At 62.1% G+C, this 24,002-nt stretch carries 25 protein-coding genes; 11 read left to right on the top strand and 14 right to left on the bottom strand.

Annotation, left to right across the window (positions count from 1 at the left end; translation table 11 throughout):
* Positions 1-13: 13 nt before the first annotated feature.
* On the bottom strand, positions 14-517 hold the full coding sequence (gene rimP, locus KCG44_RS04025; protein WP_218444661.1) for a ribosome maturation factor RimP: 504 nt from the start codon (positions 515-517) through the stop codon (positions 14-16).
* Positions 518-675: 158 nt separating this feature from the next.
* Between rimP and KCG44_RS04020 the strand changes: the two genes are divergently transcribed.
* Complete coding sequence (locus KCG44_RS04020) at positions 676-1,857, top strand: PQQ-dependent sugar dehydrogenase (RefSeq protein WP_218444356.1); 1,182 nt, start codon at positions 676-678, stop codon at positions 1,855-1,857.
* Positions 1,858-2,002: 145 nt separating this feature from the next.
* On the opposite strand, the gene KCG44_RS04015 is transcribed toward KCG44_RS04020, so the two are convergent.
* Positions 2,003-3,079: a substrate-binding domain-containing protein gene (locus tag KCG44_RS04015; RefSeq protein WP_255536295.1), complete on the bottom strand. Its 1,077-nt coding sequence runs from the start codon at positions 3,077-3,079 to the stop codon at positions 2,003-2,005.
* A gap of 158 nt (positions 3,080-3,237) precedes the next feature.
* Here KCG44_RS04015 and KCG44_RS04010 point away from each other — a divergent pair, with 158 nt between their 5' ends.
* The 5 genes from KCG44_RS04010 to KCG44_RS03990 all read left to right on the top strand — a co-directional run bounded on the left by KCG44_RS04010 (position 3,238) and on the right by KCG44_RS03990 (position 7,714).
* Positions 3,238-4,164, top strand: coding sequence for a DMT family transporter (locus tag KCG44_RS04010; RefSeq protein ID WP_218444354.1), 927 nt, complete (start codon positions 3,238-3,240; stop codon positions 4,162-4,164).
* Position 4,165: 1 nt separating this feature from the next.
* Positions 4,166-5,410, top strand: a complete 1,245-nt coding sequence (locus KCG44_RS04005) for an MFS transporter (RefSeq protein ID WP_218444353.1) — start codon at positions 4,166-4,168, stop codon at positions 5,408-5,410.
* Between the two features lie 243 nt (positions 5,411-5,653).
* Positions 5,654-5,851: a putative signal transducing protein gene (locus KCG44_RS04000; protein ID WP_218444351.1), complete on the top strand. Its 198-nt coding sequence runs from the start codon at positions 5,654-5,656 to the stop codon at positions 5,849-5,851.
* 168 nt (positions 5,852-6,019) lie between these two features.
* Positions 6,020-6,358 carry a P-II family nitrogen regulator gene (locus KCG44_RS03995; RefSeq protein WP_218444350.1) on the top strand — a complete coding sequence of 113 codons (339 nt, stop codon included), beginning with the start codon at positions 6,020-6,022 and terminating at the stop codon, positions 6,356-6,358.
* A gap of 51 nt (positions 6,359-6,409) precedes the next feature.
* A complete protein-coding gene (locus tag KCG44_RS03990) occupies positions 6,410-7,714 on the top strand; it encodes an ammonium transporter (RefSeq protein ID WP_255536349.1) in 1,305 nt (434 codons plus the stop codon).
* A gap of 97 nt (positions 7,715-7,811) precedes the next feature.
* Here the strand turns inward: KCG44_RS03990 and KCG44_RS03985 are convergent, their stop codons facing one another.
* A complete protein-coding gene (locus KCG44_RS03985; protein ID WP_218444348.1) occupies positions 7,812-8,639 on the bottom strand; it encodes a helix-turn-helix domain-containing protein in 828 nt (275 codons plus the stop codon).
* 231 nt (positions 8,640-8,870) lie between these two features.
* On the opposite strand from KCG44_RS03985, the gene KCG44_RS03980 reads away from it, so the two are divergent.
* Positions 8,871-9,704 carry a hypothetical protein gene (locus tag KCG44_RS03980; RefSeq protein WP_218444347.1) on the top strand — a complete coding sequence of 278 codons (834 nt, stop codon included), beginning with the start codon at positions 8,871-8,873 and terminating at the stop codon, positions 9,702-9,704.
* Here the strand turns inward: KCG44_RS03980 and arfB are convergent.
* Genes arfB through KCG44_RS03960 form a run of 4 tightly spaced genes read right to left on the bottom strand, consistent with a single transcriptional unit; the run spans position 9,701 to position 11,720 of the window.
* A complete protein-coding gene (gene arfB / locus KCG44_RS03975; protein WP_218444345.1) occupies positions 9,701-10,129 on the bottom strand; it encodes an alternative ribosome rescue aminoacyl-tRNA hydrolase ArfB in 429 nt (142 codons plus the stop codon). The genes KCG44_RS03980 and arfB overlap by 4 nt on opposite strands.
* Positions 10,122-10,325 carry a hypothetical protein gene (locus KCG44_RS03970; protein ID WP_218444344.1) on the bottom strand — a complete coding sequence of 68 codons (204 nt, stop codon included), beginning with the start codon at positions 10,323-10,325 and terminating at the stop codon, positions 10,122-10,124. Before KCG44_RS03970 ends, arfB begins: the two co-directional genes overlap by 8 nt.
* 44 nt (positions 10,326-10,369) lie before the next feature.
* Positions 10,370-11,269: a sterol desaturase family protein gene (locus tag KCG44_RS03965; protein WP_218444343.1), complete on the bottom strand. Its 900-nt coding sequence runs from the start codon at positions 11,267-11,269 to the stop codon at positions 10,370-10,372.
* Positions 11,270-11,288: 19 nt separating this feature from the next.
* Positions 11,289-11,720, bottom strand: a complete 432-nt coding sequence (locus KCG44_RS03960; RefSeq protein ID WP_218444342.1) for a TIGR01244 family sulfur transferase — start codon at positions 11,718-11,720, stop codon at positions 11,289-11,291.
* Positions 11,721-11,898: 178 nt separating this feature from the next.
* Here KCG44_RS03960 and KCG44_RS03955 point away from each other — a divergent pair, with 178 nt between their 5' ends.
* Both KCG44_RS03955 and KCG44_RS03950 read left to right on the top strand, forming a co-directional pair.
* Complete coding sequence (locus KCG44_RS03955; RefSeq protein ID WP_218444341.1) at positions 11,899-13,083, top strand: PEP-CTERM sorting domain-containing protein; 1,185 nt, start codon at positions 11,899-11,901, stop codon at positions 13,081-13,083.
* A gap of 43 nt (positions 13,084-13,126) precedes the next feature.
* Entirely contained in the window at positions 13,127-13,753 is a 627-nt protein-coding gene (locus tag KCG44_RS03950) for a LysE family translocator (RefSeq protein WP_218444339.1), read from the top strand.
* A 3-nt stretch (positions 13,754-13,756) separates the two neighbouring features.
* Here KCG44_RS03950 and KCG44_RS03945 read toward each other — a convergent pair whose 3' ends face one another.
* Genes KCG44_RS03945 through KCG44_RS03930 form a run of 4 tightly spaced genes read right to left on the bottom strand, consistent with a single transcriptional unit; the run spans position 13,757 to position 18,890 of the window.
* Positions 13,757-14,491, bottom strand: coding sequence for a ribonuclease T2 family protein (locus KCG44_RS03945; RefSeq protein WP_218444337.1), 735 nt, complete (start codon positions 14,489-14,491; stop codon positions 13,757-13,759).
* A 41-nt stretch (positions 14,492-14,532) separates the two neighbouring features.
* Positions 14,533-15,378 carry a carboxylating nicotinate-nucleotide diphosphorylase gene (nadC, locus tag KCG44_RS03940; protein WP_218444335.1) on the bottom strand — a complete coding sequence of 282 codons (846 nt, stop codon included), beginning with the start codon at positions 15,376-15,378 and terminating at the stop codon, positions 14,533-14,535.
* Positions 15,379-15,396: 18 nt separating this feature from the next.
* Positions 15,397-16,770 (bottom strand): DUF2254 domain-containing protein, encoded by a 1,374-nt coding sequence (locus KCG44_RS03935; RefSeq protein ID WP_218444333.1) that lies wholly within the window; start codon positions 16,768-16,770, stop codon positions 15,397-15,399.
* An 8-nt stretch (positions 16,771-16,778) separates the two neighbouring features.
* Entirely contained in the window at positions 16,779-18,890 is a 2,112-nt protein-coding gene (locus KCG44_RS03930) for a prolyl oligopeptidase family serine peptidase (RefSeq protein WP_255536293.1), read from the bottom strand.
* A gap of 130 nt (positions 18,891-19,020) precedes the next feature.
* Here KCG44_RS03930 and KCG44_RS03925 point away from each other — a divergent pair, with 130 nt between their 5' ends.
* Both KCG44_RS03925 and KCG44_RS03920 read left to right on the top strand, forming a co-directional pair.
* On the top strand, positions 19,021-20,226 hold the full coding sequence (locus tag KCG44_RS03925) for a phospholipase A (RefSeq protein ID WP_218444331.1): 1,206 nt from the start codon (positions 19,021-19,023) through the stop codon (positions 20,224-20,226).
* A gap of 247 nt (positions 20,227-20,473) precedes the next feature.
* Complete coding sequence (locus KCG44_RS03920) at positions 20,474-21,139, top strand: OmpW/AlkL family protein (protein WP_218444329.1); 666 nt, start codon at positions 20,474-20,476, stop codon at positions 21,137-21,139.
* A 93-nt stretch (positions 21,140-21,232) separates the two neighbouring features.
* On the opposite strand, the gene nadA is transcribed toward KCG44_RS03920, so the two are convergent.
* From nadA to KCG44_RS03905, 3 genes are all read right to left on the bottom strand, one after another.
* Positions 21,233-22,246 (bottom strand): quinolinate synthase NadA, encoded by a 1,014-nt coding sequence (nadA, locus tag KCG44_RS03915; protein ID WP_218444327.1) that lies wholly within the window; start codon positions 22,244-22,246, stop codon positions 21,233-21,235.
* Between the two features lie 68 nt (positions 22,247-22,314).
* Positions 22,315-22,926 (bottom strand): DUF4230 domain-containing protein, encoded by a 612-nt coding sequence (locus KCG44_RS03910; RefSeq protein WP_255536292.1) that lies wholly within the window; start codon positions 22,924-22,926, stop codon positions 22,315-22,317.
* Positions 22,926-23,810, bottom strand: a complete 885-nt coding sequence (locus tag KCG44_RS03905; RefSeq protein ID WP_218444324.1) for an MBL fold metallo-hydrolase — start codon at positions 23,808-23,810, stop codon at positions 22,926-22,928. Before KCG44_RS03905 ends, KCG44_RS03910 begins: the two co-directional genes overlap by 1 nt.
* Positions 23,811-24,002: the final 192 nt, after the last annotated feature.

Below are 24,002 nucleotides of genomic sequence, written 5' to 3'. Positions count from 1 at the left end.
TCTAATCGTTCCTCTAGTTCAGTGACTGCGGCTGTGTGGCCGCAATCAGCGCATCGGTCAGCACCAGCTTGGCGCCATGTATAGCATCAATGGGAAAGGTCATCACCGCTTCCGAACCATCTTCCAGGCGAAGCTGGGCCGCCTCCCCCTCAAGTCCAAGCAATGTGCCCGCGAATTTCTTGCGGCCGTCAATGGCGTCCGTCAGCGTGATCTTTGCCTTGTGCCCCGCCCACAGCGCGAAATCCTTCGCGCGCGTCAGTGGCCGGTCGATACCCGGCGAGGAAACCTCGAGATTATACTCTTCCTCGATGGGGTCGACCTCATCGAACAATTCGGAAACCTCCCGGCTGAGCGCGGCGCACTGATCGACGACCAGCTGGCCGGTCGCGGGGTCCTCCGCCATGATCTGCAGCGTCTTGCCCATCTCGCCCGTGGTCATCTTGATGCGCACGAGTTCCCAGCCGCGGGCAATCACCAGCGGCTCGACAAGAGCGGTGAGGGCAGCGATATCAGCCAGAACGACAATCCTGTTGCTTGCGGCATAGCGTTTGTGGGCCGGGTCCGGGGATCGGAACCAGCTTCCAAGCGGCTAACCATGTGGAAGATGACTTCCGATATAGATTCGCCTAATCTCTCGCGCAAGGCCCTCCCCATCAAATCCGGAGATACAGTAGAATGACCCGCTTTCCCGCTTCGCTTTTTCTGACGACAACCGTTGGTGCCGCCCTCGCGCTGGGCGGATGCAGCATGTCCGAAGGGGTCGCCGACGAGACCGTTGCCGCAACTGAAGAAACGGACGCGACGTCAGCAGAAAAGGTGAGCTTTGATATCGAAGAGCTGGAAACCTTCGACGAACCATGGGCGATGACATTTCTTCCCGACGGCCTGATGCTCGTGACGGAAAAGCCGGGCACGATGAAGTTTTTCGACCCGAAAGTCGGCCTGATCGGCGATGTCACCGGCATGCCGGAGGTGGACTATGGCGGCCAGGGCGGGCTTGGCGATGTCGTCGCGCATCCGGACTTCGCCGAAAATGGCTTGATCTACATCTCATATGCCGAGGCGGGTGACGACGACACGCGCGGCGCCGCCGTGGCGCGCGGAAGACTCGACTGCGAAGCGGTATCGAGCTGTAGCTTCACCGGCATGGACGTGATCTGGCGCCAGTTTCCGAAGGTGACGGGTCGCGGGCATTATGGCCATCGCATCGCCTTTGACGCCGACGGCATGCTGTGGATCAGCTCCGGCGAGCGGCAGAAATTCGAGCCTGCGCAAGACATGCAGTCCAATATGGGCAAGATCCTGCGATTGAACGACGATGGCAGCGTGCCCGCTGACAATCCCTTTGCCGATCAGGGCGGCGTCACGGCGCAGATCTGGAGCCTTGGCCATCGCAATCCCCTTGGCATCGCCTTCGATAGCGATGGCAATTTGTGGAATCATGAAATGGGGCCTGCTGGCGGCGATGAGTTGAACATGGTCGTGAAAGGCGACAATTACGGCTATCCGCGCGTTTCCAATGGCGATCATTATGACGGCCGCGATATACCGGACCACAGCGACGGCGACGGCTACAACGCGCCCGAGCAGACCTGGACGCCGGTCATTTCGCCCTCCAGCTTCATCGTTTATTCCGGTGACAGGTTTCCGGCATGGCAGGGCACCGGCCTGATTGGCGGTCTGTCCTCCATGGCCATCGTCAACGTTTCCCTGGACGGCGAAAATGCCGGGGAGATCGCACGCTACGATATGGGAACGCGCATTCGCGAGGTCGAAGAGGGTCCCGATGGCAACATCTATGTGCTGGAAGACGGTGAGGACGGCCGCATGATGAGGCTGGTACCGAAGGCGGGCTAGCAACTGCCTCCCTTTTCCCGTTACGTCATTCGGCGGACTGACGGGCCTTAACATCTAAATTGACGAAAAAACCCGGGCTGCCGAAACAGCCCGGGCCAGGTCGCCGCCGCGCTATGTCAACAACGGCGGTCGGGGGTTAAAAAACTTACAGCGTGCTTGCGTCCAGAACCGTGCCGTTCTCCGCAGCGTCACGGTTGGCAGCCCGGACGTCGTCTGTCGCTGCGATCAGACCGCGGTTGCGCAGATAGCCGTCAGGCCCCGATGTGGCTTCGCTGGTATATTCCGCGAGGAATGCCGCGAGGTCAGGCTTCGCCGTCATGTGCTCCCCCTTTACATAGATATAGAGCGGACGAGCGGCGATGTAGGCACCGCTTGCGATGTCTTCATAGGTCGGTGTCACACCGTTCAGCGTCAGCGGCGCGATCTTGTCGAGATTTTCCTCAAGATAAGAATAGCCGAAGATACCGACGGCAACCGGGTTCGATACCAGCTTCTGAACGATCAGATTGTCGTTTTCGCCAGCCTCGACGAACACACCGTCTTCCCGCAGCTTCGTGCAGCGTTCTTCGAACAAATCCTCGTCCTGCGCTTCAAGAGCGGCAACCTCGGGGACTTCCTCGCAGCCGGACTGCATCACGAGTTCGTTAAATGCGTCGCGCGTGCCGGACGTCGGCGGCGGGCCGAGGACTTCGATGCGGCGATCGGGAAGGCTTGGATCAACCTGGTTCCAGTTGGTAACCGCATTCTTGCTGCCATCGGGGGCGGTGGCCGCAAGTGCGCGGTAAAGCTGCTCCGCCGTCAGCGGCATGTCCTGTGCATCGCGGCTTTGCGCGAAGGCGATGCCGTCAATACCGACCTGGATTTCCAGAATCTGCTGCACGCCATTCGCGTTGCACATCTCGACTTCGCTGGCCTTGATCCGGCGCGACGCGTTGGAGATATCCGGATGCTCAAGGCCAACGCCCGCGCAGAACAGCTTCATACCCCCGCCCGTGCCGGTGGATTCGACGATCGGCGCCGCGGCATTCGGGTTGGTGTTGTTGAAGTTCTCTGCAACAGCGGTCGTGAACGGATAGACCGTGGAGGAACCGACAATGCGAATTGCGGGGCTGGCCGATGCGGCCTCAGCGCCGTCAGAGGGCGTACCACTAGAATTATTGTCGCAGGCCGCAAGGGCCAGAACAGCCGTTGCCGCCGTCAGAGCAGGGAGAAATTTGCGCATGGAAAGAAGCATCCTCTTCTAAATTGGGCACCGCACAGGAACCCATAAGGGCCCATCCGGCTGGAATTCATGTTCACCCGCCCATGCCGCATCCATATGACGAGCATGTGACAGACAGATGATGGTGCTGTCATAAAGCGCGGGGGCGCCTCGCGATATTGACACGCCCCCGTGCCGCGCCGAAGGCCCGCTACACCATGCGCGCGTCCCCCATTTTCCTTGCCATATTGGGTATCGCCTTCCTGAGCGCGATGGACGCGGCGGTGAAGGTGCTGGCGCTGCAGGACACCGCGCTGACGGCGACATGGCTGCGCTTCGCTTTTGGAACGATCGTCACCCTGCCGCTCCTCTATTTCGCCCGGCACGCCATGCCGGACCGGGAAGCCATAAGAGCCCACACGCTGCGCGGCGTCATGATCGCCGCCATGAGCATCTGTTTCTTTTATGCCATTTCGATCCTGTCGCTGGCGGAGACGATTACGCTGGCCTTCATCGCACCGCTGATCGTACCGCCGCTCGCCGCACTGTTTCTGAAAGAGAAAATGCGCGGCAATGTCCTTCTGGCCGCGATTGCCGGGTTCGCCGGTGTCGTGGTGACCGTCCAGGGTGCAGACGATAGCGCCAGTGGCGGCGCGCGCAATCTTGCCATCGCAGCGGTATTGGCCTCGGCGGTCATTTATGCCGTGCAAACCATGATCCTGCGGTCACGCGCGCAGCGGGACAATCCGCTTGTGATAGCCGTTTTCGGGACCGTCGTCCCGCTGCTCGTGCTGACACCCCTTGCACTGACGCTCGGCCCGCTGCCAGGGCAAGACGCCCTGATTCCCGGCCTTGCCGCCGGCCTGCTTGGTCTTGGCGGCATTCTGTCGCTGATCTACGCCTATGCGCGGGCGGAGGCGCAGGTTTTGATCGTTTTTGAATATACCGGGCTGTTATGGGCCACGCTGCTCGGCTGGGTAATGTTTCAGGAAGAGCCGCGTATCGAAATCTACATCGGCGCGGCCATTATCGCGGGTGCCTGCCTGTACATCGCATGGAATGAGCGCGGCCCGTCAAAGACGCGTCAGAAAAAGAGCGCCTTCTAAAATGGCGAGCGCACCCGGCATGGAAGGTTTCCGGCGGAACGATTTCCGCCTTTTGTTTCTCGTGCTGTTCACGGTCGCAGCGGGGAATACCGCGCTGCAGTCCGTGCTGCCGTCGATTGGCCGCGAGTTGCAAATCCCCGATATCGCCATTGCCGCGATCTTTAGTCTGTCGGCGCTGTTCTGGACGCTGAGCGCGCCGTTCTGGGCGGAACAGTCGGACAGGCGCGGCCGAAAACGGCTGGTGCAGCTCGGCATGGCCGGGTTTTTCCTGTCGACGCTGCTGTGCGCGCTCTCGATATTCGCCGGTCTCAAGGGTCTGATCGGCGGCACGATGACGGTGGCGCTGTTCGCGTTGTTCCGGGCAATTTTCGGCCTGTTCGGCAGTGCCTCGAACCCCGCCGCGCAGGCCTATGTCGCCGTCCGCACCAGCCCGCGCCAGCGCACCGCCGCGATTTCTGTCCTCGCCTCCGCTTTCGGTCTGGGAACGGTCGTCGGGCCTGCGGTCGCACCGTTTTTCATTTTTCCGGTCGTGACGCTGTCCGGGCCGCTATTCGCATTCACGCTTGTCGCGTTGATCACGCTGTTCCTGGTGTCGCGCTACCTGCCAAAAGACGATGCGGCGGAGATCGCGCGCAATCGCGCGCATGGATCGCGGCGCCTGAAATGGTCGGACCCGCGCATCCGTCCTTTCGTCATTTACGGGCTGGTCGTCGGCAATGCGCAGGCCGCGATGGGCCAGACGCTGGGCTTTTTCATCATCGATACGAGCGGCGCCGACCCCGCCGCCGCGCAGGCCCTGATCGGCCTTGCCATGATGGCGGGTGCGGGCGCGACCCTGCTGGCGCAATGGGGCCTGATCAGCATGTTCGGCATGGGACCGAAGCAGCTGACCCGCTGGGGCGCAGGACTGGCGCTTGCCGGGACAATCGGCATGGCGATGTCATCCAGTATCTACGCCATCACGCTCAGCTTCGCACTTGCCATGCTGGGCTACGGCTTTGCGCGGCCCGGATTTTCCGCAGGCGCTTCGCTTGCGGTCGGGCAGGAAGATCAGGGGGCCGCTGCGGGCAGTGTGACCTCCGTCAACGGGGCAAGCTTCATTCTCGCCCCCACCATCGGTGTCGGCCTGTACCAGTTCGGACAGCCGCTGCCCTATATCGTCAGCGCCGCCATGCTGGCGGGACTGCTGATCTACGCGTTCAAATCACCGCTGCTGAGCGCCGAACTGGACAAGGACGCAGCCTGAGCGCCGGACCCTCGTCAATTGAGCCGGAAGCACATGCGGCCATATGCCCTCATCCACCGCCCTGACGCGGGCGGCCGGGGGGTTACCACGTCGAGATCGCGGATGAGAAAACCGGCCGATCGAACATCTGCCCTTTTTGTGACCGCTGGTACCGGCTAGTGAATGGCATTCTGGGGCGGTTAGGGCGGAGGACGGCTATGATGGGGAGAGGGGAGCGAACGGCACCCACACCGCGTCCCCGCCATGGCCATGATTGAAATCGCGCGATTCCACACGCCCATTGAAGCGGATCTGGCCCGCGCGCGGCTGGATGCTGCGGGAATCGAGGTCTTGCTGCTGGACCACAATCTGTCGTCCGCGTTTGGAGGCGCGATGATGCCCTCGCGTCTTATGGTTCTGCCGGAGGACGAGGCGGAGGCACGCGCGCTATTGGCAGCATAGCCGTTTCTGCCTGAATCTTGGGCAATCGTTAAAGAGTGCCGAAAGTCTAGTCAGAAAAATTCGTTTTCGTCGCCTGAGATCGCTGCAAATGCCGCAGCGCAGCACTTGGCACGCTTCATGCTCACTTTCCCGCATTGTTAACAAAACATGCAGAAGGGGGATGCATCCGTGAAACTCATCATCGCGATCATCAAACCGTTCAAGCTGGATGACGTCCGGGAGGCGCTGGAAGGCGTGGGCATCACCGGCATGACCGTATCCGAAGTGAAGGGCTATGGCCGCCAGAAGGGCCATACCGAGGTTTACCGCGGCGCGGAATATCAGGTCACCATGGTGCCGAAACTCAAACTCGAGATTGTCGTGCCGGCAGACCTCGCATCGCGCGTCGTCGAAACGATCAGCCAGATCGCCAATACCGGCAGCATCGGCGACGGCAAGATCTTCACGCTGGGCGTCGAGGACGCACTGCGCATCCGTACCGGCGAAACCGCCGAAACCGCACTTTAGGACCAGGGGGACATCATGCTGAAGCAAACTTTGAAATTGGCCGCAGCCCTGATGGGGAGTACGCTCGTCACGGGCGCGGCATTCGCGCAGGACACCGCCGCGGCGGTCGCCGCCGTGCCAAATCCGGGCAATAATGCCTGGATGATGACGGCGACCATCCTCGTCATGCTCATGATCCTGCCGGGCCTTGCGCTGTTCTATGGCGGCCTGGTCCGCACAAAGAACATGCTGTCAGTCATGACGCAGGTTGGTGCCGTCGCCTGCCTTGCCATGCTGATCTGGGTGATGTGGGGTTACGGCCTGGCCTTTGGACCTGACGCGCCATCAGGGGTTATGGGCCAGTTCATCAGTGGCGGAGCCTGGTTCCTGTCGGGCGTCACGCTCGAATCAACCGCGGCAACCTTTTCCGATGAGGTCATCTCCGAATTTGTCTTCATCAGCTTCCAGATGACATTCGCGGCGATTACGGCCGCGCTCGTTCTGGGCGGCATTGTGGAGCGCGTGAAATTCTCCACCGTCATGGTGTTTACCGCGATCTGGCTGACGATCACCTACTTCCCGATTGCGCACATGGTATGGGCGGAGGGCGGACTGCTGTTCGACATGGGCGCACTGGATTTCGCAGGCGGCACCGTGGTGCATATCAATGCCGGTGTGTCCGCGCTCGTCGCGGCGCTGATCTTTGGCAAGCGCATCGGCTATCCGACCGAGCGCATGCCGCCGCACAGCCTGACCATGACCATGATCGGTACCGGCCTGCTGTGGGTTGGCTGGTTCGGTTTCAATGCCGGGTCCGCGCTTGAGGCAGACGGCTTTGCCGGGCTGGCGATGATCAACACGTTCGTCGCGACGGCTGCGGGCGGCCTGTTCTGGATGCTTGCCGAGGCGGTGTCCGGCCGCAAGGGCTCGGCACTTGGCTTCTGCTCAGGTGTCATTGCCGGACTTGTCGCCGTCACGCCCGCTGCGGGCAATAGCGGACCGTTCGGCGCGATCCTGCTGGGCGCGTTTTCCGCCATCGTCTGCTACTTCATCGTCACGGAGATGAAACCGAAGCTTGGCTTCGACGACTCGCTGGACGCCTTTGGCATCCACGGCGTCGGCGGCATTGTCGGTGCGATCGGTACGGGCATCGTCTACCAGCCATTCATTGGCGGTCCGGGCGACGGATCAACGGGCATGGGCGCACAGGTCTGGATCCAGATCGTCGCCGTTCTGGTCGCCATTTCATGGGCCGCCATCGGTACCGCCATCGCAGCCTATCTTGCAAAGGCCGTCACCGGCGGCCGGGTGACCGCCGAAGCTGAACGCGAAGGTCTCGACCTCGCCGAGCATGGCGAACGCGCCTACAACTATTGATCGGACCGCGTTCAGCAAGAAAAAGGGGCCGGGGAGCGCAGGCTGTCCGGCCTTCGCTTTTGCCCCGCTCCCGGGGCAGTGACGGCCGAAGAGAAGTTTAGCTTAGCAGTGTGAGCGGCGGGATCCCGGGAATGCTTAGCCGCTTGGCCACGCTCACGCTGATCAGCTTGCTGCGGCCACCGGCATATTCGCGCGGCGTGCAGCCGATAAAGGCGTGAAATTCGCGGATCATGTGCGGCCGATCATAAAAGCCATTCTGGACACCGCAAATCCCGCGGGACATGTCCAGCGCCGCGTGCAATGCGCGATATTTTCGCTGCAACCGCTTTGGCGACATGCCGTAATGGGCGCGCACGATGCGGCTCAGCTGCCGCCAACTCATCGCATTTTCCTGCGCGAGCGAATCAAGCGTGCGTGACTTGGCGCATAGCAGCCAGTCATCCACTGATTCGATCAATTGAGGCGATTGCCATCTCGACCGCGCCAGAAGGTCCAGAAACAGACCGTCGGCGGCGTCTATCCGCGCTGCGTCCGACAACGCTTCGCGCATGCGCTCGACATGGGCACGAATTCCGTCGCCAACCAGGGCGGCCAAATCGACCACTATATCCGTCAGTTCGTCGGCATCGACGCCAAATAGCCGTTTCCAGCCTGTTGCCGTCACGGACGCGCCAAGCAGGATCGCCGGTCCATGCACTTCCACATCGCAGGGAACCGATCCGCTACCGACAAGCGCGGCTTCGGGATATGTCCGGGTATAGCGCCCCGGCCGATTCACCCTTCCATGTCCTTTCAGGATAAAGCGGACATTCGCCATCTCCGCGCGCAGCCGGTCGTGCAGAACCGGGATGTCGCTGCGTAATATGTAATAGCTACCTACCAAGCCGCGAAGCGGTACGGCGGGCGCGTGATACGTAAACTCCATCGGTCGCTCCCTACCCCCGCGTCAGGCTGCTGTTTCCCAATCAGCTGCCAATGTGGCGGCCGTTGTACAGAACAGACATTTGTATGTTTTGGACATGAGTTGCACCTTACAAAACCTGTCGAACGCCTTCTTTGAAGTGACGACAACATGATGAAATGTTTAAAAACTGCATAATTGGCACGAAACATGGATGCCCCGCTCCGCCACAATCCCCGAAGATGGAGCGAAACCATGAAAACCATCCTGTCTTTCCTTACCGGCTGTGCCGCGATAGCGGTCGCCAGTCCCGCCGCGGCCGTCATCATCGATGGCGCCCTTGGCTATTCATTCCCTTATTTGCGGGCCACGCACCTCTCTCCGAATGTATCGGAAAGCATACAGCACGCGTCGATTCTGGGCGGAGAGCGCGACATCAGCATCGAAGTCGTTACCGTCGACGGTCCCTTTATCGACGTCCGCGCGGGCGGCGGGCCGAACCGTTTCGGCGTCAACCAGCATAGCTGGTCGCTCGATCAGGGCGGCATCGCCAATGTGACGTTGCAGTATGACGGCCTCGACAACAGCGCTGCGCGCGGCACCGGCTGGAGCCTCAATCTGGCCGCACTGGGCGACAATCTGTTTGTCCCGGCGGCAACCCAGTTCCTGCTGCCCTTTGGGGAAGACGGGCCGGTCCCGTGGCCGCTTACCCTCACGCTGATCGACGGCAATGGCCACAAGGCCAGCATCATGCACGATATCGGCGTCGCGACACGCTTCAACCCTTATACCGAGCTGAATTACAGCCTTGCCGACTTCCTAACGATGACCCCGGAACTGAACCTGAGCGATATTGACGTCATCGAAGTCAGCGCTGAGATCAACAGCCGGAGTCCGGCAACGCAGTGGATCTATTTCGGCGCGCTTGAGATCAATGGTGATCCCTTCCCCTTCGTGCCAGGGGGCCCTGGCGACCCGGGCGATCCGGACCCCGATCCACAGGCGGTCCCGGCGCCGCCCGCTCTCGCGCTTCTTGGCCTTGGTCTGGCCATCATGGCGGTCCGTTCCGGACGCCGCCGCCAAGCCTAGCTGTCGAGCTTTGGCTTCCCACGCAGCGTTTTCCTGCGGCCGTGGACGACTTTCTTGTCCACGCGCCGTGCGCGGGCGGCGCGGCTCGGCTTCGTTGCGACCCGGTATGCGGGCGGAACGGCCGCGTCGCGCAAGAGCCGCAACAGGCGTTTGCGGACGTCCTGGCGGTTCGCAGCCAGCGTCCGGTGGCGCTGGCCCAGCATGACGATCTGGCCATCTTTCGTCAGCCGCTGGCCCGCCGCCGCCGCGACGCGCCGCTTTACGGCATAAGGAAGGGCCGAGCCGTAGAGGTCGAAGCGTAGCGAAACCGCGGTCGCCACCTTGTTCACATTCTGACCGCCAGGGCCGGATGCGCGGATGAATGTCTCGGTCAGCAGCGTTTCCGGAACGCTGAGCCCGCGGCCGATGTCGATATGCTCAGCCATTTACGAACCCCTGACCCCAACTGCGCGCTGCGTCATGGTTCCGAAGATCGATGCCAAAATCGACCGCGGCCTTTAGCGGCGGCAGGACATTCAACCAACCCGGAAGCATCCCATCATGATCGCCGGGCGCGATGCCTGTTGTCGGCAAGGTCAGGTCGGCGGCGATAATCCCGGAAACAGCGTTGGGCGGCGACACTGGACGCAACCGCCAGCATATGTCTTTCCCCGTTTGATCCCCGCTCACGAAGCGTTCGCGCGGCGCGACGCCGCCCAACGTGCGCGAATGCTGTCGGATGTTTCGCGGCTGCCATCGTGCGACCACCCCGGAGGCGCGGTCAGGTAATACCAACGGCTGCGCCAGTCGGGGGCGTGCCATACGTCCGCTGCGACCCCGGCCCATTCGTGCGTCGCCACACGGAGCGGATTGAATGTATCCAGATTTTTCACGATGCCATAGCTCAGCCGCTCATCCTGCGGCTCCGGCGTGAAGGTGCCGAACAAGCGGTCCCAAATGATGAACATACCGGCATAATTGCGGTCCAGGCACTGCGGATTCGTGGCATGGTGCACCCGGTGATGCGACGGTGTGTTCATCACCGCCTCGAACCAGCGCGGCATGCGGCCGATCGTTTCGGTATGGATCCAGAACTGGTACACCAGGTTTGCGGCCGACACGAAAAAGACCATCGCAGGCTCGAACACCAGAAAAAGCGGCAGGCGAAAGATGAAACTGAACGACAGCGTTCCCGTCCACGTCTGCCTGAGCGCGGTTGTCAGATTATAATGCCGACTGGAATGATGAATGACATGGCTGGCCCAGAACCAGCGGACGCGGTGCGCGCTGCGGTGGAACAGGTAATAGGCGAAATCGTCAATCAGGACGCAGAGCGCCCAGGCCCACCAGACAAAGCCCCATTCGGCAATCCGAAATTCCGAGATGGCGAGCGCGGACACCACATAGATGCCGCCTGTGAGAATGCCCGCCACCAGACTGCCAAACCCCATCGAGATGGAGGTCGCCGCATCGCGCCATTCATATCGCCCCGCCGCGGGGCCGCGCATGCGTATCCAGACGATTTCCGCCACGATCATGACGACAAAGACCGGGATCGCCAGCTGAACGGGATCGGGAAGCTGCATCGAAACGCCTGTCCGGTGCTCAGCCAGCCCCGGCCAGCGAGATCAGCATCGCGCGGTACGGCGACAGGTCATAGCCTGCCTTGGCGGCATGCGCGGTAAGTTCGTCGGCATCACGGCCATTGGCGGCCTCCGCCAGCGCCCACAGGGTTGTCGAGCGCGTTCCCGAGCGGCAGAACAGGACAGCGGGCGCACCAACCGTATCCATCGCGCGCCGCATCGCCATGACAAGCTCCCGCGACAAGGGCTCCCGCCCCAGCGGCACATGGGCATAGGCAAGCCCATGCGCCGCCGCCGCCGCCGCCATTTCCGCGCTTGTCGGCTGGCCGGGTTCTTCATCGTCGGGGCGATTGTTGATGACACCCACATAGCCGGCGGCGCGCACAGCGGCGAGCTCGTCAGGCTGTAGCTGCGGCGCGGCCGAGGCGCAGTTGTCGAGGGGGCGGAGATCCATAAAGGACATCATGCCACAAGCCGCGCGTCCTTGCCAGCGGCGCGGCGGCCCGTCCCGGCGGGCGCACGGTCCATCGACAGCGCGCTTGTGGACCCGCCGCATCTGCACCATCCAAAATCCGACAGACCGCGCGAGCCCCCGGCTTGCTGTGGGGGGCATCGATATCCGGAGTATGATCATGGGCCGCCAGTCCCTGAGCCTTGGCGCGTTCGCGCTGCTGTTATTCTCATTCGCTGCCGAGGCGGCAACGCTAAATGTCGGTATCGGCCGCGCCTACACGACATTGCCCGCCGCCGCCGCCGCCGCAAAGTCCGGCGATGTGATCGAGGTCGATGCCGGTGTTTACACGCAGGGTGCCGTCTGGACGGATGACAGGCTGACCATTCGCGCAGCGCCCGGCGCGGCACCCGGAAGCGTGATCGTTCGCGGCGGTGCCGTGCTTGGCAAAGCGCTGTTCGTTACGAAGGGCGCCGATATCACGATTGATGGCCTGCGGTTTGAGCAGGCGTTCGTACCCGACCGCAACGGCGCAGGCATTCGTATGGAAGGGCGCAATCTGACCGTGCTGAATTCCAGTTTCGGCAGATCGGAAATGGGCATTCTGGTTGGCAGCAGGGATGAGGGCAGCACGCTGACCGTGCGGAATACCGATTTTTCGGACTTCTACACCGGCGGCAATGCCCAGACGCTCAATCACGCCCTATATGTTGGCAATTCGATCGGCGAGCTGATTGTCGAGGATTCGACTTTCAACAAGGTCGCGAACGGCCATTACATCAAATCGCGCGCCAACCGCACGACCATCCGCGGCAATATCATTGACGGCCGTGGAGGCGGGGCGTCTTACCTTATCGATGTGCCGGAGGGCGGCCAGCTGGTCGTCGAGAATAACGACCTGATCAAAGGCGCGGCGAGTGGCAACAGGACCGCCATCGCGCTCGGTTTCGAACGGCATAAGGGCGGCGACTTCGTCAACCCGGACGGGTTCGTCTTTATCGGCGATAACCGCTTTACGAATTACTGGACCAGGGGCACGGTCGTCTTCTTTGAAAACAAGACCGGCGTCGATGCCGAACTGCACGAAAACACGCTGACCGTTGCTGCGGGACGCGTCGAACTGGCGCGCGGCAAGCATTTCGTGACGCGCGAAGACGATCAGATCACGCTAATCGACGCGCTGCCCATCGGCAGCCTGCCGCCCGCCGACCTTCAGCGGCTACCCGCGCGGCTCGGTACCGCTGAATCAAGTCCTGCTGTCGCGGTACCGGCCCCCGGCACCCTGGGACTGCTATGCCTTGGTCTCGGCGTGGTTCTTGCTGGGCGGCGCAGATCGTCATTGGTCACGCGCAAGGGGATGAGATAAAGAACCGGATATTCCGGCTGACGGCCTTTATCACGGGCAGATCATGACGTTCATATCGGCAACGGGCCTTTTCCTCATCATGGCCGCCCTCGCCGCAATCCCAAGTGCCAGCGTCGCCCTGGTGGTGATAAGGTCGGCGACCTATGGCACGCGGGACGGCATTGCCGCCGCACTGGGCATTGTCGCGGGAGATCTGATTTTCGCGGCGCTGGCAATTGGCGGGCTTACCGCTCTTGCCGAGGCTCTTGGCGGATTGTTCACCGCGCTGCGATATCTGGCGGCCGCTTATCTGATTTGGTTCGGCGCAAATTTGCTTCACACGATCAGGAAGCCGGCCGACATGCGGGGTCGCAGGGCTCCCAAGGGTCACGGGGGACTTGCCGTCAGCTTCATGGCAGGCCTCCTCCTCACCCTGGGTGACGTGAAAGCGATCCTCTTCTACGCGGCCATGTTCCCGGCATTTGTCGATATTCCAGCCATGACCACGCCGGACATCGCGCTTGTTGCCGTGATTACCGTCATCGCCATTGGCTGGGTGAAAATCACCTATGCGTTCGCCGGTGCAAAGATCGCAAGACTGTCGATACGCATGCCTTTTGGCAGCGCGGCACGGGCAATTGGCGGCGGCAGCATGATCGCGGCAGGCGGTTATCTGCTGATAAAAAGCTAGGCTTTATTTCTTAGGTCGACCGCCGCGCCAGATGCTGGCCTTGCGGTTGTCATGCGCGCCATATTCGCGGGGGGCGCAGGCGCGTGGGCGCTCGTCAAGATCGAGGCAGATGAAGATTTCCTCCAGCCAGCCGCGATTGTCGAGGTCGACGCCAACCGCCTCAGCAGGCAGGCCGGGATTGACGGCGACAAAGGCGGCGCGAATATCCGCCGCGACCAGGCCCTCCTTTCTGCTGAGAGCGAAAAGATCGGGTCGATCAACACGATCCCAAAGCCGCGCCGCATCGGCGAAATAGGCGTCGGCGCTGTCCCAGGCGCAGGTACCGTGCGCGGCCCATTCATGCTGGATCAGCGCGGCGGACGGCGTCATGCAATAATGCCTGCGGATCGTGTCTTCGCTGACCGGGGCGGCAAGGGCGCAGGCGCGCGGGTGCGGACCGCGCGCGGCCTGCGGCCACAGGCCGTGCAGGATGAAACCGAAGCGATTGTCCCGGCACTGCCCGGCATGCGCATCCTGATCCGCGCGAAACCGGCAGAATTCCGGCGACCAGGACAGCGCCATCACATAGCCGCTCGCAGGCGCGTCGGGACGATCATCAGGCGGCGTCGCGCGCCGCGGCGGCGTGATGTCGGCAGGAATGACGCAATTTGCGTCCGTATCAGCCAGGTCCGCACTGGTTGCCGGTGACGCTGCCTCCCTGCCGGACGGTGCCGCATCGCACGCGCTGAGGAGCAGCATGGGGATCGCCAGTCCTGCATGCAAAAGCGCGCGCACGGCCGTTAGTCGCCCGCGAAATCGAGGCCGATATCGGCGGCGGGCGAAGACTGGATGATGCGGCCTACCGAGATGAAATCAACGCCGGTTTCGGCAATGGCGCGGATGGTTTCCAGATTCACGCCGCCGGACGCTTCGGTCGGCACACGGCCGTTCACGATCGCCAGCGCCTGACGCAGTGTTTCGGGGCCCATATTGTCGAGCAGCAGCCGGTCCGCCCCGGCGGCAAGCGCGGGCTCGATCTGGTCGAGCCGGTCCACCTCAACGACGACGCCTGTCAGCTTCGCGTCTTTCGCGCGGCGCACGGCCTCGGCCACGGAACCGGCGATGGCGACGTGATTGTCCTTGATCATCGGCTGGTCCGAAAGCGTCATGCGGTGATTCGTAACGCCGCCCGTCTTCGCCGCGTATTTCTGCAACCGGCGCAGGCCAGGGTGCGATTTTCGCGTGTCCAGCACGGTCGCGCCGGTCCCGGCAACCGCATCGGCATATTGCCGCGCGACTGTGGCAATGCCGCTCAGATGCTGCACGGTATTGAGCGCCGGACGCTCCGCCGTCAGCAGCGCGCGGGCATTGCCGGATACGCGCATCAGATCCGCGCCTTTAGAGACGACAGCGCCTTCAGCTTGCAGAATCCCGACCTCGCAATCCGGATCCAGACGCCGGAAAAACGCCGCCGCGATCGGCAGACCGCAGACGACAATCGCGTCGCGGCTGTCCATCACCGCATTGAGCCGCGCATCGGCAGGGATGACCGCGGCGGAGGTCACATCACCGGCATCGCCCGCATCCTCCGCAAGCGTGCGTGATATGAAATCGTCTAGGTCGAAGCCGGGAAGCTGGAAAGTCATGCGCCCGATTTGTCGCGGCTAGCGCAGCTTGTCCAGCGCGGGCGGCGTGCTGGCAAGCGCGGCCTCGAACCGTTCCGCCGCGTCATGCACGGCCGCCAGATCCGGTCCGGCCAGGGCAAGTTCCGCCTGCGCGACGAGCGCGCGCGCCTCGTCGCGGATCAGCCGCATCGCCTCCTTATTTTCGGCGGCCCCGACCGCGGCGAGGGCCAAAGACCTCATATGTCCTTCTGCCGCGCGCACATTGGCGGCGCTGACCTGCCGAATTCGGCTGAGCGTGCCCTGCAAATATGCCGCGAAGTCGATCGGCTCAGCATAGAGGCGGAAATCGCCGTCCTCGTGACGGCGATAGGGAACAGGGTCGTCCGTGCGCGCGACTTCACCGAGCGCGGCAGCCAGCCATTCCATACAGGCAATCGCGGTAAAGGGGTCGTTGATGCCGGGGCTGAGCGCCCTGAGCGCGATCTCCGTCAGCTCGTCCGCCAGAAACTCATTATCCTGGCTCGGTGTGCGCAGTTTCGCGATGGCGAATGCGGAGCGCAGTTCCCCAAGGGCCTCATCGCTCAGCTGAGCGCCCTTGCCGTCGCCGAAATGGATATCCGCGATTACCTGGCCGGGGACCTGAAACACCCCAGGACGGATGCGCAGCGTTACAAGGGCACCGACACGCGCGGCCGCCTCGCACAGCTTCCCGCCATCGATAATGGACACCAAACCCGCCTGGTTCGCGCGGAGCGGCACAGCATCTGCCCGGGCATCGTAGGTCCGCCGCGCGGCTGCCATATCCATTTCGTTCACCGCAAAGGCGCAATTCGCGGGAAAGCGTGTGGACACATTCCTGAGCAGGCTTTCGCCGATTTTCGAAATGGCCTGGTTGATACGCAGTGCCGACGGTGCGTGGTGCAGGAAGAAGATAAGCGCGGCAACGCTGCCGAGCGCATAGGTCATGCCGATCATGCCGGCGAGGCCATATATGCTGACATCGCCCCCGGCGTCCTCGCGGATCGCGGCATAAACCAGGATCGCATATACGAAGGAGGATACGAATACGCCGAGCGTAATCTGCGTCGCTCGGTCGGCGAGGAAATTGGTAAGGAGGCGCGGGCCGTACTGTCCCGCCGCGTTGATGGACGCGGCGACGATAACGGAAAAGGCGACTGCGCCGGTGCCGATGGTGGCACCGGCGATCAGGCTCATCAGATCGCGCATCGCCTCTGCATCCGGCGCAGGCGGCAGGCCAAGGAAGCTGGCAATCGCGGCCCCCCACGCCGCAGGTGCGGACAGCGCGGCGATGGCGACCACGATTGTACCAACCGTCATCAATGCCGGAACGAAGCCATAACTCGACTTTAGCTGCGACAGCCAATCAATGATTTTTGCGCCATGATCGACCATGCCATATGTTACTCGGCGGTGGTCAGCGTGTCTTTCGCATAGATCATCATCAGGGCCGCGCGGTACGCCTCGCCTGCCGCGTCGGCAGCGCCGATATGGCCGCCATCGATATTTTCGAAATAATAGACCTTGTGCCCCTGCTCGGTCATGCGCGCGGCCATCTTGCGGGCATGGCCCGGATGGACGCGGTCGTCCTTGGTCGAGGTGTAGATCATGATTGGCGGATAATCGGCGTCCGCGCGAAGGTGCTGGTAAGGAGAATATTTACCCAGATACGCCCATTCCTCGGGAATATCCGGATCGCCATATTCACCCGTCCACGATGCCCCGGCGAGCAATTTGTCATAGCGCCACATATCGCTGAGCGGCACGCCCATGATGATACCGTCGAACAGATCGGGGCGCTGCGTATAGGCCGCGCCGACGACCAGACCGCCATTTGAGCGGCCAGAGGCCGCGAGGGTAGACGACAGGCCCGACGCCTTCAGATCTTCGCCCACGGCATAAAGATCGTCATGCACCTTCTGGCGGTTTTCCTTCAGAACCTGCGAATGCCATTCGGGGCCATATTCATCGCCGCCGCGAATGTTCGCAAGCACGAAGCTGTTGCCGGCCTCGACCCAGAACATGGCCATCGGGCCAATCCGCGACGGGTGCCTGGCAAGATATGTCGGCAGCTGTCCGCCGCGAAATCCGCCATAGACATGCAGCACTGTCGGCAGCGGGCCGGTCGCGCCCTTGGGCCGTACGACGAAGTAGGGAATCCTCGTGCCATCCTTTGACGTCGCGAAGTGCTGCTTCACCTCGACGGTCGCCGGATCGAAGAGATTGTCCAGACTGGCGATCGCCGCGGGTTCCGCGCCCATCTGTGTGGCGAACAGCGTCGGCGGCGTCGCAAAATTCTGCGCGGTGAAAAACGCGATATCCGCCGTGCCGCCCGCCGCCTCAAGATCGACAACGCTATTGTCCGGCACCGGAACCTCGCTCGCCCGCCAGTCCGCATCAAGTGCGAGCAGCTTGCCGCTGACATCCTGCAGCATCGCAAGGTACAGCCGGTCCTTACCCGCTGCGATCTGGCGCACGGACTGCGCCTTTGTCGGCGTGAATACCGGCTCGACACCAAACTCCCCGCGCTCGATCAACGCATCCAGATCATAGGCAAGCAGGCTACCCGCCGGATATGCCCCCCACGGCGCATTGAGCTGGATAATGCCCTTTCCGGCGAACATTTCGCTGACCGTCGCGGTCTGCGGCATGGGGACCTTCACCAGACTGCCGTCCGGACGGACATGGAAATATTCATAGTCCCAGAACGTCATGTTGCGCGTAATGAGCGGGTAATTTTTGGCGCGCGTGCGACCATAGCTGACCCCGAAGCCAACATCTTCCACCGCGATCTCCTTGATCAGCGGCGCGTCGGCCAGCGTCTGGCCGCGCTTCCACATCTTCACCTGGCGGCCATAGCCCGACTGGGTCAGCGTACCCGGGCCGAAGTCGCTGGAGATCAGGATTGTGTCGGCGTCCACCCATGTAAAATCATGCTTCGCTTCGCCGACGACGAAACCGTCTTCGACAAAAGCCGCGCGCGACACGTCGAATTCACGCAGCACGCCCGCATCGCTGCCGCCATCCGACATGCGGATCAGACAGCGGTCATATTCCGGCGCCAGACAGGTGACTGAACCCCAGACCCAATTCTTGTTTTCAGCCTCTGACAGGGCATCCAGATCAAGCAGCGTGCGCCATGCGGGTGTCCCCGCCAGATAGTCGTCAATGGTCGCGACCCGCCACAGGCCGTGCGTATTCTTCGTATCGGTCCAGAAATTCGACACCATATCGCCCATGATATGGTAAGGCGTGGCAATGCGATCGGGATTTGACAGGATCGCCTCGCCGCGCTGGCGATAGGCCTCGAAATCGGCATCCGCCGTCAGTTCCGCCGCCGTCGACGCATTCCAGGCCTTCACCTGTTCGAGGGCGCGCTCCCCCTCAACCTCTTCCAGCCATAAATAAGGATCATCCATCATCGGCGCGGATGCCCCTTTTTGAGCTGACTGGGTCGCGGGACCGGGCGAGCAGGCCGCAAGCGAAAGCGCGGCAATCATGGCGAAACGGATCATGTCAAGGCATCTCGCGCGCAGAGCGGAGTTTTGCAAGTTTTTCCGCGCCGTTTCCCGCTGCCTGCCAGAGGCTTCGCTCCGCTCGATCTTAACTCGTACGTCCAGCCGATTTTGCGCTAAGGTGGCATTCATGCATATTCCCCTTGCCGCTCTGTTCGCCGCAGCCGTGTCCGCGCCCATCGCCGCCGCGCAGGCCGCTGAGGTCCACGTTGCCGACGTCACGCGCGCAGGCGAGGAGGGACGCGTGACACTCATTATTCTCAATGATGGCACCAGCCCTCTGCCGCTTCCCGATCGGCTGGATGCCGTTCTGACGGGCGAGGACGGGCGCAGGGTCGCCGCCGTCCTGACGCTCGGCAGCAACACAGGGGCCGTTCCTGCGGGCGGATTTGCAAAACCCGTTTATCGCCTGTCCGCAACGCCCGCGGTTCCGGGCGGGGAGTGGACCCTGGCGATCTCGGGCGCATTGACCGGGAAAGCGCAGTTCGCCCTTGCGGACCTTGCCGCGCCGCAGCAGCAGGCCGAGATGCTGGCCGCGGTTCCCGCGGACAGCCCCGCGCTGCCACCGGACAGCCGCGCCGAACCAGGTGCGCCGACGGAAGCGGTTGTCGACGACGATCTCAACCTGTCGCTCTATCGCCCGATGTACGCGCTGATCGGGACGTCGCCGCTGAACGCGAAGCTGCAGTTCAGCTTCAAATATGCGCTCGTCGACCCCGACAGCAGGACGGCGGAAACCCTTTCCTTTCTGCGCGGCCTCTATTTTGGCTATACACAGACCATGTTCTGGGATCTGGGTGTGGAAAGTTCGCCATTTCGATCCATCGATTTCCAGCCAGAAATTTTCTACCGCTATCGCAGCGACCTGTATCTGGCTGATCTGAAAGGGTCCGACGTCAACATACAGGCGGGCGTGAAACATTATTCCAATGGCCGCGAAGAGCCCGCCTCGCGCAGCTTCAACACGGTTTATGTCGAACCGTCCGTCAGCGTTGCGCTTGGGGAAGATTACCGGCTGACCGCCACGCCGCGCGCCTGGGTCTATTTCGGTGACCTGGAAGACAATCCCGACATTGGCAGTTTCCGCGGCAATAGCGGCCTGCGCCTGACGCTCGCCCGCTCCGATGGCGCAATGGTGGAGGCATCGGCGCTGGGTTTCATCGGTACCGGAAGAGGCAGCCTCCAGACCGACATCAGCTACCCGCTGACAGGCGGCGTTCTGGGCGATCTGAACCTCAGCCTGCACGGCCAGCTGTTCACCGGGTACGGCGACAATCTGCTGGATTACAACCGGAAATCAACGCGGTTGCGGTTCGGGCTGAGCTTGCGGCCATAGGATAAACACAAAAGCGACCTTTGGCCGTATCGCGAACGACATGCCATTCGTCCCCATCCGCCAGGAATTGCTGTCGGGGTCGAACGCGCATTCCGGCGGCAGACATATCGATGGGCCGGACGCGGACCATCAAGCCGGGCGTCCTGAGTGACTTTGACCTTGGTCAATAAGAAAATTGAGCCGCCTCAAATACTTTATGGGAAGCGTCGCATAGGCTGTGTCCGTCATATTCACGATGGAGTTACCAATGCTGAAAACCGCAATTTCAACCGTCGCGCTCACAGTGGCCATTCTATACCCCAGCGCGTCCGTCGTCGCCAAAGAAGGAGACATTCTGCTGCGGGTGCGTGCGATTGCCGTGGTCCCGAACGACGATAGCGGCAGCATCCTGCCCGCTTTCAGCGGCGAAGGTGTCAGCATCGACACCGCTTTCGCGCCGGAGGTCGACATCACATATATGGTGGCGGACAATGTCGGGCTGGAACTGATCGCAGCGACCACGAAGCACACAGCCAGCGGCGAGACGGGTGTGACCGGCGGCATTGGCGAGCTTGCGTCGACATGGGTACTGCCGCCGACATTGACGCTCCAGTATCATTTCGCGCCGGAGGCGAAGGTACGTCCCTATATCGGTGCCGGCGTGAACTATACGCTGTTCTATTCGGAGAAGGCGGATGCCAATCTGGAGGCCGCGGTCGGGGACACGGATGTCAACCTGTCCAGCAGTTTCGGATTTGCGTTGCAGGCGGGCATCGACATTCAGTTGAATGACCGCATGTTCATGAACTTCGACGCGAAATATATCGATATGGATACCAAAGCGCGGCTGAGCACAGCAAATGCGGGCGTCCAGCGTGTCGACATCGATATCAACCCGTTCGTGTTCGGCGTGGGCATTGGATTCAAGCTCTGATCCGGCCCAGACAGATCTGGCCGAACCCTCACGTTCGGCCAGATCATCCTCGCGGCCATGGTTATTGAAAATGCGCGCGGTTTAAGCGGCGCCTCAATCCCCGTCGACGCTGTTAATGTCCTTTGGCCCAAGGTCGCCTTTGCCCACCGCGCTGCCAGCCATTTCCAGCATGCGCTCAAGGGGCTTCAGCGCTTTCAGGCGAACGTCCTCGGACATCTCGATCCTCGGCTCCAGGTCGCGCAGCGCGAAATAGAGCTTTTCCATCGTGTTCATCGCCATGAACGGACACATGTTACAGTTGCAATTGCCGTCCGCGCCGGGGGCACCGATGAAGGTTTTGTGCGGCGCCGCCTTTTCCATCTGATGGATGATGTGCGTCTCCGTCGCGATGATGATCTTGTCGGCCTCATGCTCAAGCACCCATTTCAGAATACCGGACGTCGAACCGACATAGTCGGCATGGTCCAGGATATGCGCAGGGCATTCGGGGTGGGCGGCGGTGGGAGCGTCAGGATGCTGCGCCTGCAGCTTGATCAATTCCTTTTCACTGAACGCCTCGTGCACGATGCAGGCACCCGGCCATAGCAGCATGTTGCGGCCGGTCTTGCGTGCGAAATAGGCGCCAAGGTGACGATCGGGCGCGAAGATGATCTTCTGATCCCGCGGCAGTTGCGACAGGATTTTCTCCGTCGACGATGACGTGACGATGATGTCGCTAAGCGCCTTCACCTCCGCCGAACAATTGATGTAGGTCAGCGCGATATGGTCGGGGTGCTCTTCGCGGAAGCGCTTGAAGGCTTCGGGCGGGCAGCTGTCTTCAAGGGAGCAGCCCGCGTCCATGTCGGGCAGCACGACGGTCTTTTGCGGCGACAGGATTTTGGCCGTTTCCGCCATGAAGCGCACGCCGCAAAACGCGATCACGTCCGCGTCCGTTTCCGCCGCCTTGCGGCTAAGATCCAGGCTGTCGCCAACGAAATCGGAAATGTCCTGGATCGCCGGCTCCTGATAATAATGACCCAGAATAACGGCGTTGCGCTCTTTTTTCAGGCGATTGATTTCCTCGACTAGGTCAAGCCCGGCAAGACTGTCCGCTGCGCGCGCGTCCATGATGTTCACTCCTGCAAATTTGTCCCTGCGGTCCGCGGGTTATCGCCCGCCGCAGCATAATATGGCGCCTAGCTACCAGACCCCGCCTCATCGGGAAAGCGCACGTTGACGCGGGCGGAAATGCCCGCCGCCTCCAATGGAATGCGGAACCCCCTGGCGACAGCGTCGCGGGCGGATTTCCGCGCCAGGTCCAGCATCAGCGGTACACCGGCTTCGGCGCGAACCGCGGCGCTCACTTTCTGGCGATTGGCAGCATCAAGCACATCCTCGGCATTGCCAAGCGTCATCAGCACACTGCCCTCGCCGTACTCGCGGACCTGCGTCAGATCGATCTCGGCTTCGGAAATCTCAAGCGGCGGCAGGTCGACCTGCATGGTGTTCGTCGCCGCATCCCAGCGCACGTCCTCCGCCCGCAGTTTCGCATAGTCGATCTCGTAGCGGACGGTCGCCGGTACGATCATGGTCTTCTCAGCGGAAAATCCCAGCCGCTCGGCGCGGGAGGTCACGGCGACCGTAAACCGGCCCGCAAACACAGTCAGCCGGTTCTGCGCGCGGACGGCCTCAAGACTGGCAGCCGCGATGGTTTCGATATCAGGCCCGGTATCGCGGTCCTCGATCACGAACCACAGCGCGGCCGCGCCAACGACCAGGCCGACGACAAGGGCAAGCAGTGCGCGCATCAGGCCGCCAGCCGCCACGTGTCTGCACCGGCCCGTTCAACCGACCCGCGATTTTCCAGATCCAGCAGGTGCGCCAATACCGACCGGCCCGCCGCCCCGTGCAGCTTTTTCGAGACCATCGCGTACATGGTGGCCACCATGGCGGGAATGTCGCGCTCGCCATCCTCCAGCAATTTCAGGATCTGGTTTTCCCGCTGCCGCCGGTGAACGATATAGCCGCGCACCAGCTTCTGCGGATTGGTCACGGGATCGCCATGCGTGGGATAATAAACGGTTTCGTCGCGGCTCTGCAGCTTCTTCAGGCTCGCCATATAGGCGGTCATGTCGCCGTCGGGCGGCGATACAACCGTCGTCGACCACCCCATGATGTGATCGCCGGAAAACAGTGCCTTTTCCTCTTCCAGCGCGAAACACAGGTGGTTCGACGTGTGCCCCGGCGTATGCACCGCGGTCAGCGTCCAGCCCGGCCCGGTGACGCTTTCACCGTCCTGAAGCACATGGTCGGGCGCATAGGTCGGGTCGAAGCCGGCATCCATACGCGGGCCGCTATCTTCCATCACCAGCTCCGCGCAGCCGGCGACGTCCGCGCCCGTTAGCGCCTTCAGACGGACGGCGAGCGGGCTGTGATCGCGGTGAGTGTGCGTGACCAGGATATGGCTGATCGTCTCGCCCTGAGTAGCGGCCAGAATTGCCGTGAGATGCGCGTCATCGTCAGGACCGGGGTCGATGACGGCGACCGTGCCGCTGCCGACGATATAGGTACCCGTGCCGAGATAGGTGAACGCGCTCGGATTCTTCGCGAGCACACGGCGAACCAGCGGCGATACCCGCTCGGGTTCGGCATAGGGCGCGGCGGCGATTGCGTCTTCGATGTTCATGAGCATGAAGGTGGCGCGTCAGAGGCGCGAAGGCAAGCTAGCGACTGTCATGTGAAAAATACGAAAGTCGCTGCACATCGTCCTCCCGAATGCGGGGATCGAGGCTATCAACCGATGAATTCATACATCTGTCCCCGTCACCCCGGCGCAGGCAGGGGGCCTGCCTGAGTTTTCACTCTGGTTCCCTCGCAAGAGTTG

The sequence above is a fragment of the Pacificimonas pallii genome (genome assembly GCF_019204005.1).
GTDB classification, from domain to species: Bacteria; Pseudomonadota; Alphaproteobacteria; order Sphingomonadales; family Sphingomonadaceae; genus Pacificimonas; species Pacificimonas pallii.
This window is presented reverse-complemented; position numbering and strand designations above follow the sequence as displayed.

What these genes read in the sequence shown, in the direction of transcription:
- KCG44_RS04020 (WP_218444356.1), top strand. Translation starts at nt 676, where the DNA reads ATGACCCGCTTTCCCGCTTCGCTTTTTCTGACGACAACCGTTGGTGCC.
- KCG44_RS04015 (WP_255536295.1), bottom strand. Translation starts at nt 3,079, where the DNA reads ATGCGCAAATTTCTCCCTGCTCTGACGGCGGCAACGGCTGTTCTGGCC.
- KCG44_RS04005 (WP_218444353.1), top strand. Translation starts at nt 4,166, where the DNA reads ATGGCGAGCGCACCCGGCATGGAAGGTTTCCGGCGGAACGATTTCCGC.
- KCG44_RS04000 (WP_218444351.1), top strand. Translation starts at nt 5,654, where the DNA reads ATGGCCATGATTGAAATCGCGCGATTCCACACGCCCATTGAAGCGGAT.
- KCG44_RS03990 (WP_255536349.1), top strand. Translation starts at nt 6,410, where the DNA reads ATGGGGAGTACGCTCGTCACGGGCGCGGCATTCGCGCAGGACACCGCC.
- KCG44_RS03985 (WP_218444348.1), bottom strand. Translation starts at nt 8,639, where the DNA reads ATGGAGTTTACGTATCACGCGCCCGCCGTACCGCTTCGCGGCTTGGTA.
- KCG44_RS03980 (WP_218444347.1), top strand. Translation starts at nt 8,871, where the DNA reads ATGAAAACCATCCTGTCTTTCCTTACCGGCTGTGCCGCGATAGCGGTC.
- arfB (WP_218444345.1), bottom strand. Translation starts at nt 10,129, where the DNA reads ATGGCTGAGCATATCGACATCGGCCGCGGGCTCAGCGTTCCGGAAACG.
- KCG44_RS03965 (WP_218444343.1), bottom strand. Translation starts at nt 11,269, where the DNA reads ATGCAGCTTCCCGATCCCGTTCAGCTGGCGATCCCGGTCTTTGTCGTC.
- KCG44_RS03960 (WP_218444342.1), bottom strand. Translation starts at nt 11,720, where the DNA reads ATGGATCTCCGCCCCCTCGACAACTGCGCCTCGGCCGCGCCGCAGCTA.
- KCG44_RS03955 (WP_218444341.1), top strand. Translation starts at nt 11,899, where the DNA reads ATGGGCCGCCAGTCCCTGAGCCTTGGCGCGTTCGCGCTGCTGTTATTC.
- KCG44_RS03950 (WP_218444339.1), top strand. Translation starts at nt 13,127, where the DNA reads ATGACGTTCATATCGGCAACGGGCCTTTTCCTCATCATGGCCGCCCTC.
- KCG44_RS03945 (WP_218444337.1), bottom strand. Translation starts at nt 14,491, where the DNA reads ATGCTGCTCCTCAGCGCGTGCGATGCGGCACCGTCCGGCAGGGAGGCA.
- nadC (WP_218444335.1), bottom strand. Translation starts at nt 15,378, where the DNA reads ATGACTTTCCAGCTTCCCGGCTTCGACCTAGACGATTTCATATCACGC.
- KCG44_RS03935 (WP_218444333.1), bottom strand. Translation starts at nt 16,770, where the DNA reads ATGGTCGATCATGGCGCAAAAATCATTGATTGGCTGTCGCAGCTAAAG.
- KCG44_RS03930 (WP_255536293.1), bottom strand. Translation starts at nt 18,890, where the DNA reads ATGATCCGTTTCGCCATGATTGCCGCGCTTTCGCTTGCGGCCTGCTCG.
- KCG44_RS03925 (WP_218444331.1), top strand. Translation starts at nt 19,021, where the DNA reads ATGCATATTCCCCTTGCCGCTCTGTTCGCCGCAGCCGTGTCCGCGCCC.
- KCG44_RS03920 (WP_218444329.1), top strand. Translation starts at nt 20,474, where the DNA reads ATGCTGAAAACCGCAATTTCAACCGTCGCGCTCACAGTGGCCATTCTA.
- nadA (WP_218444327.1), bottom strand. Translation starts at nt 22,246, where the DNA reads ATGGACGCGCGCGCAGCGGACAGTCTTGCCGGGCTTGACCTAGTCGAG.
- KCG44_RS03910 (WP_255536292.1), bottom strand. Translation starts at nt 22,926, where the DNA reads ATGCGCGCACTGCTTGCCCTTGTCGTCGGCCTGGTCGTTGGCGCGGCC.
- KCG44_RS03905 (WP_218444324.1), bottom strand. Translation starts at nt 23,810, where the DNA reads ATGCTCATGAACATCGAAGACGCAATCGCCGCCGCGCCCTATGCCGAA.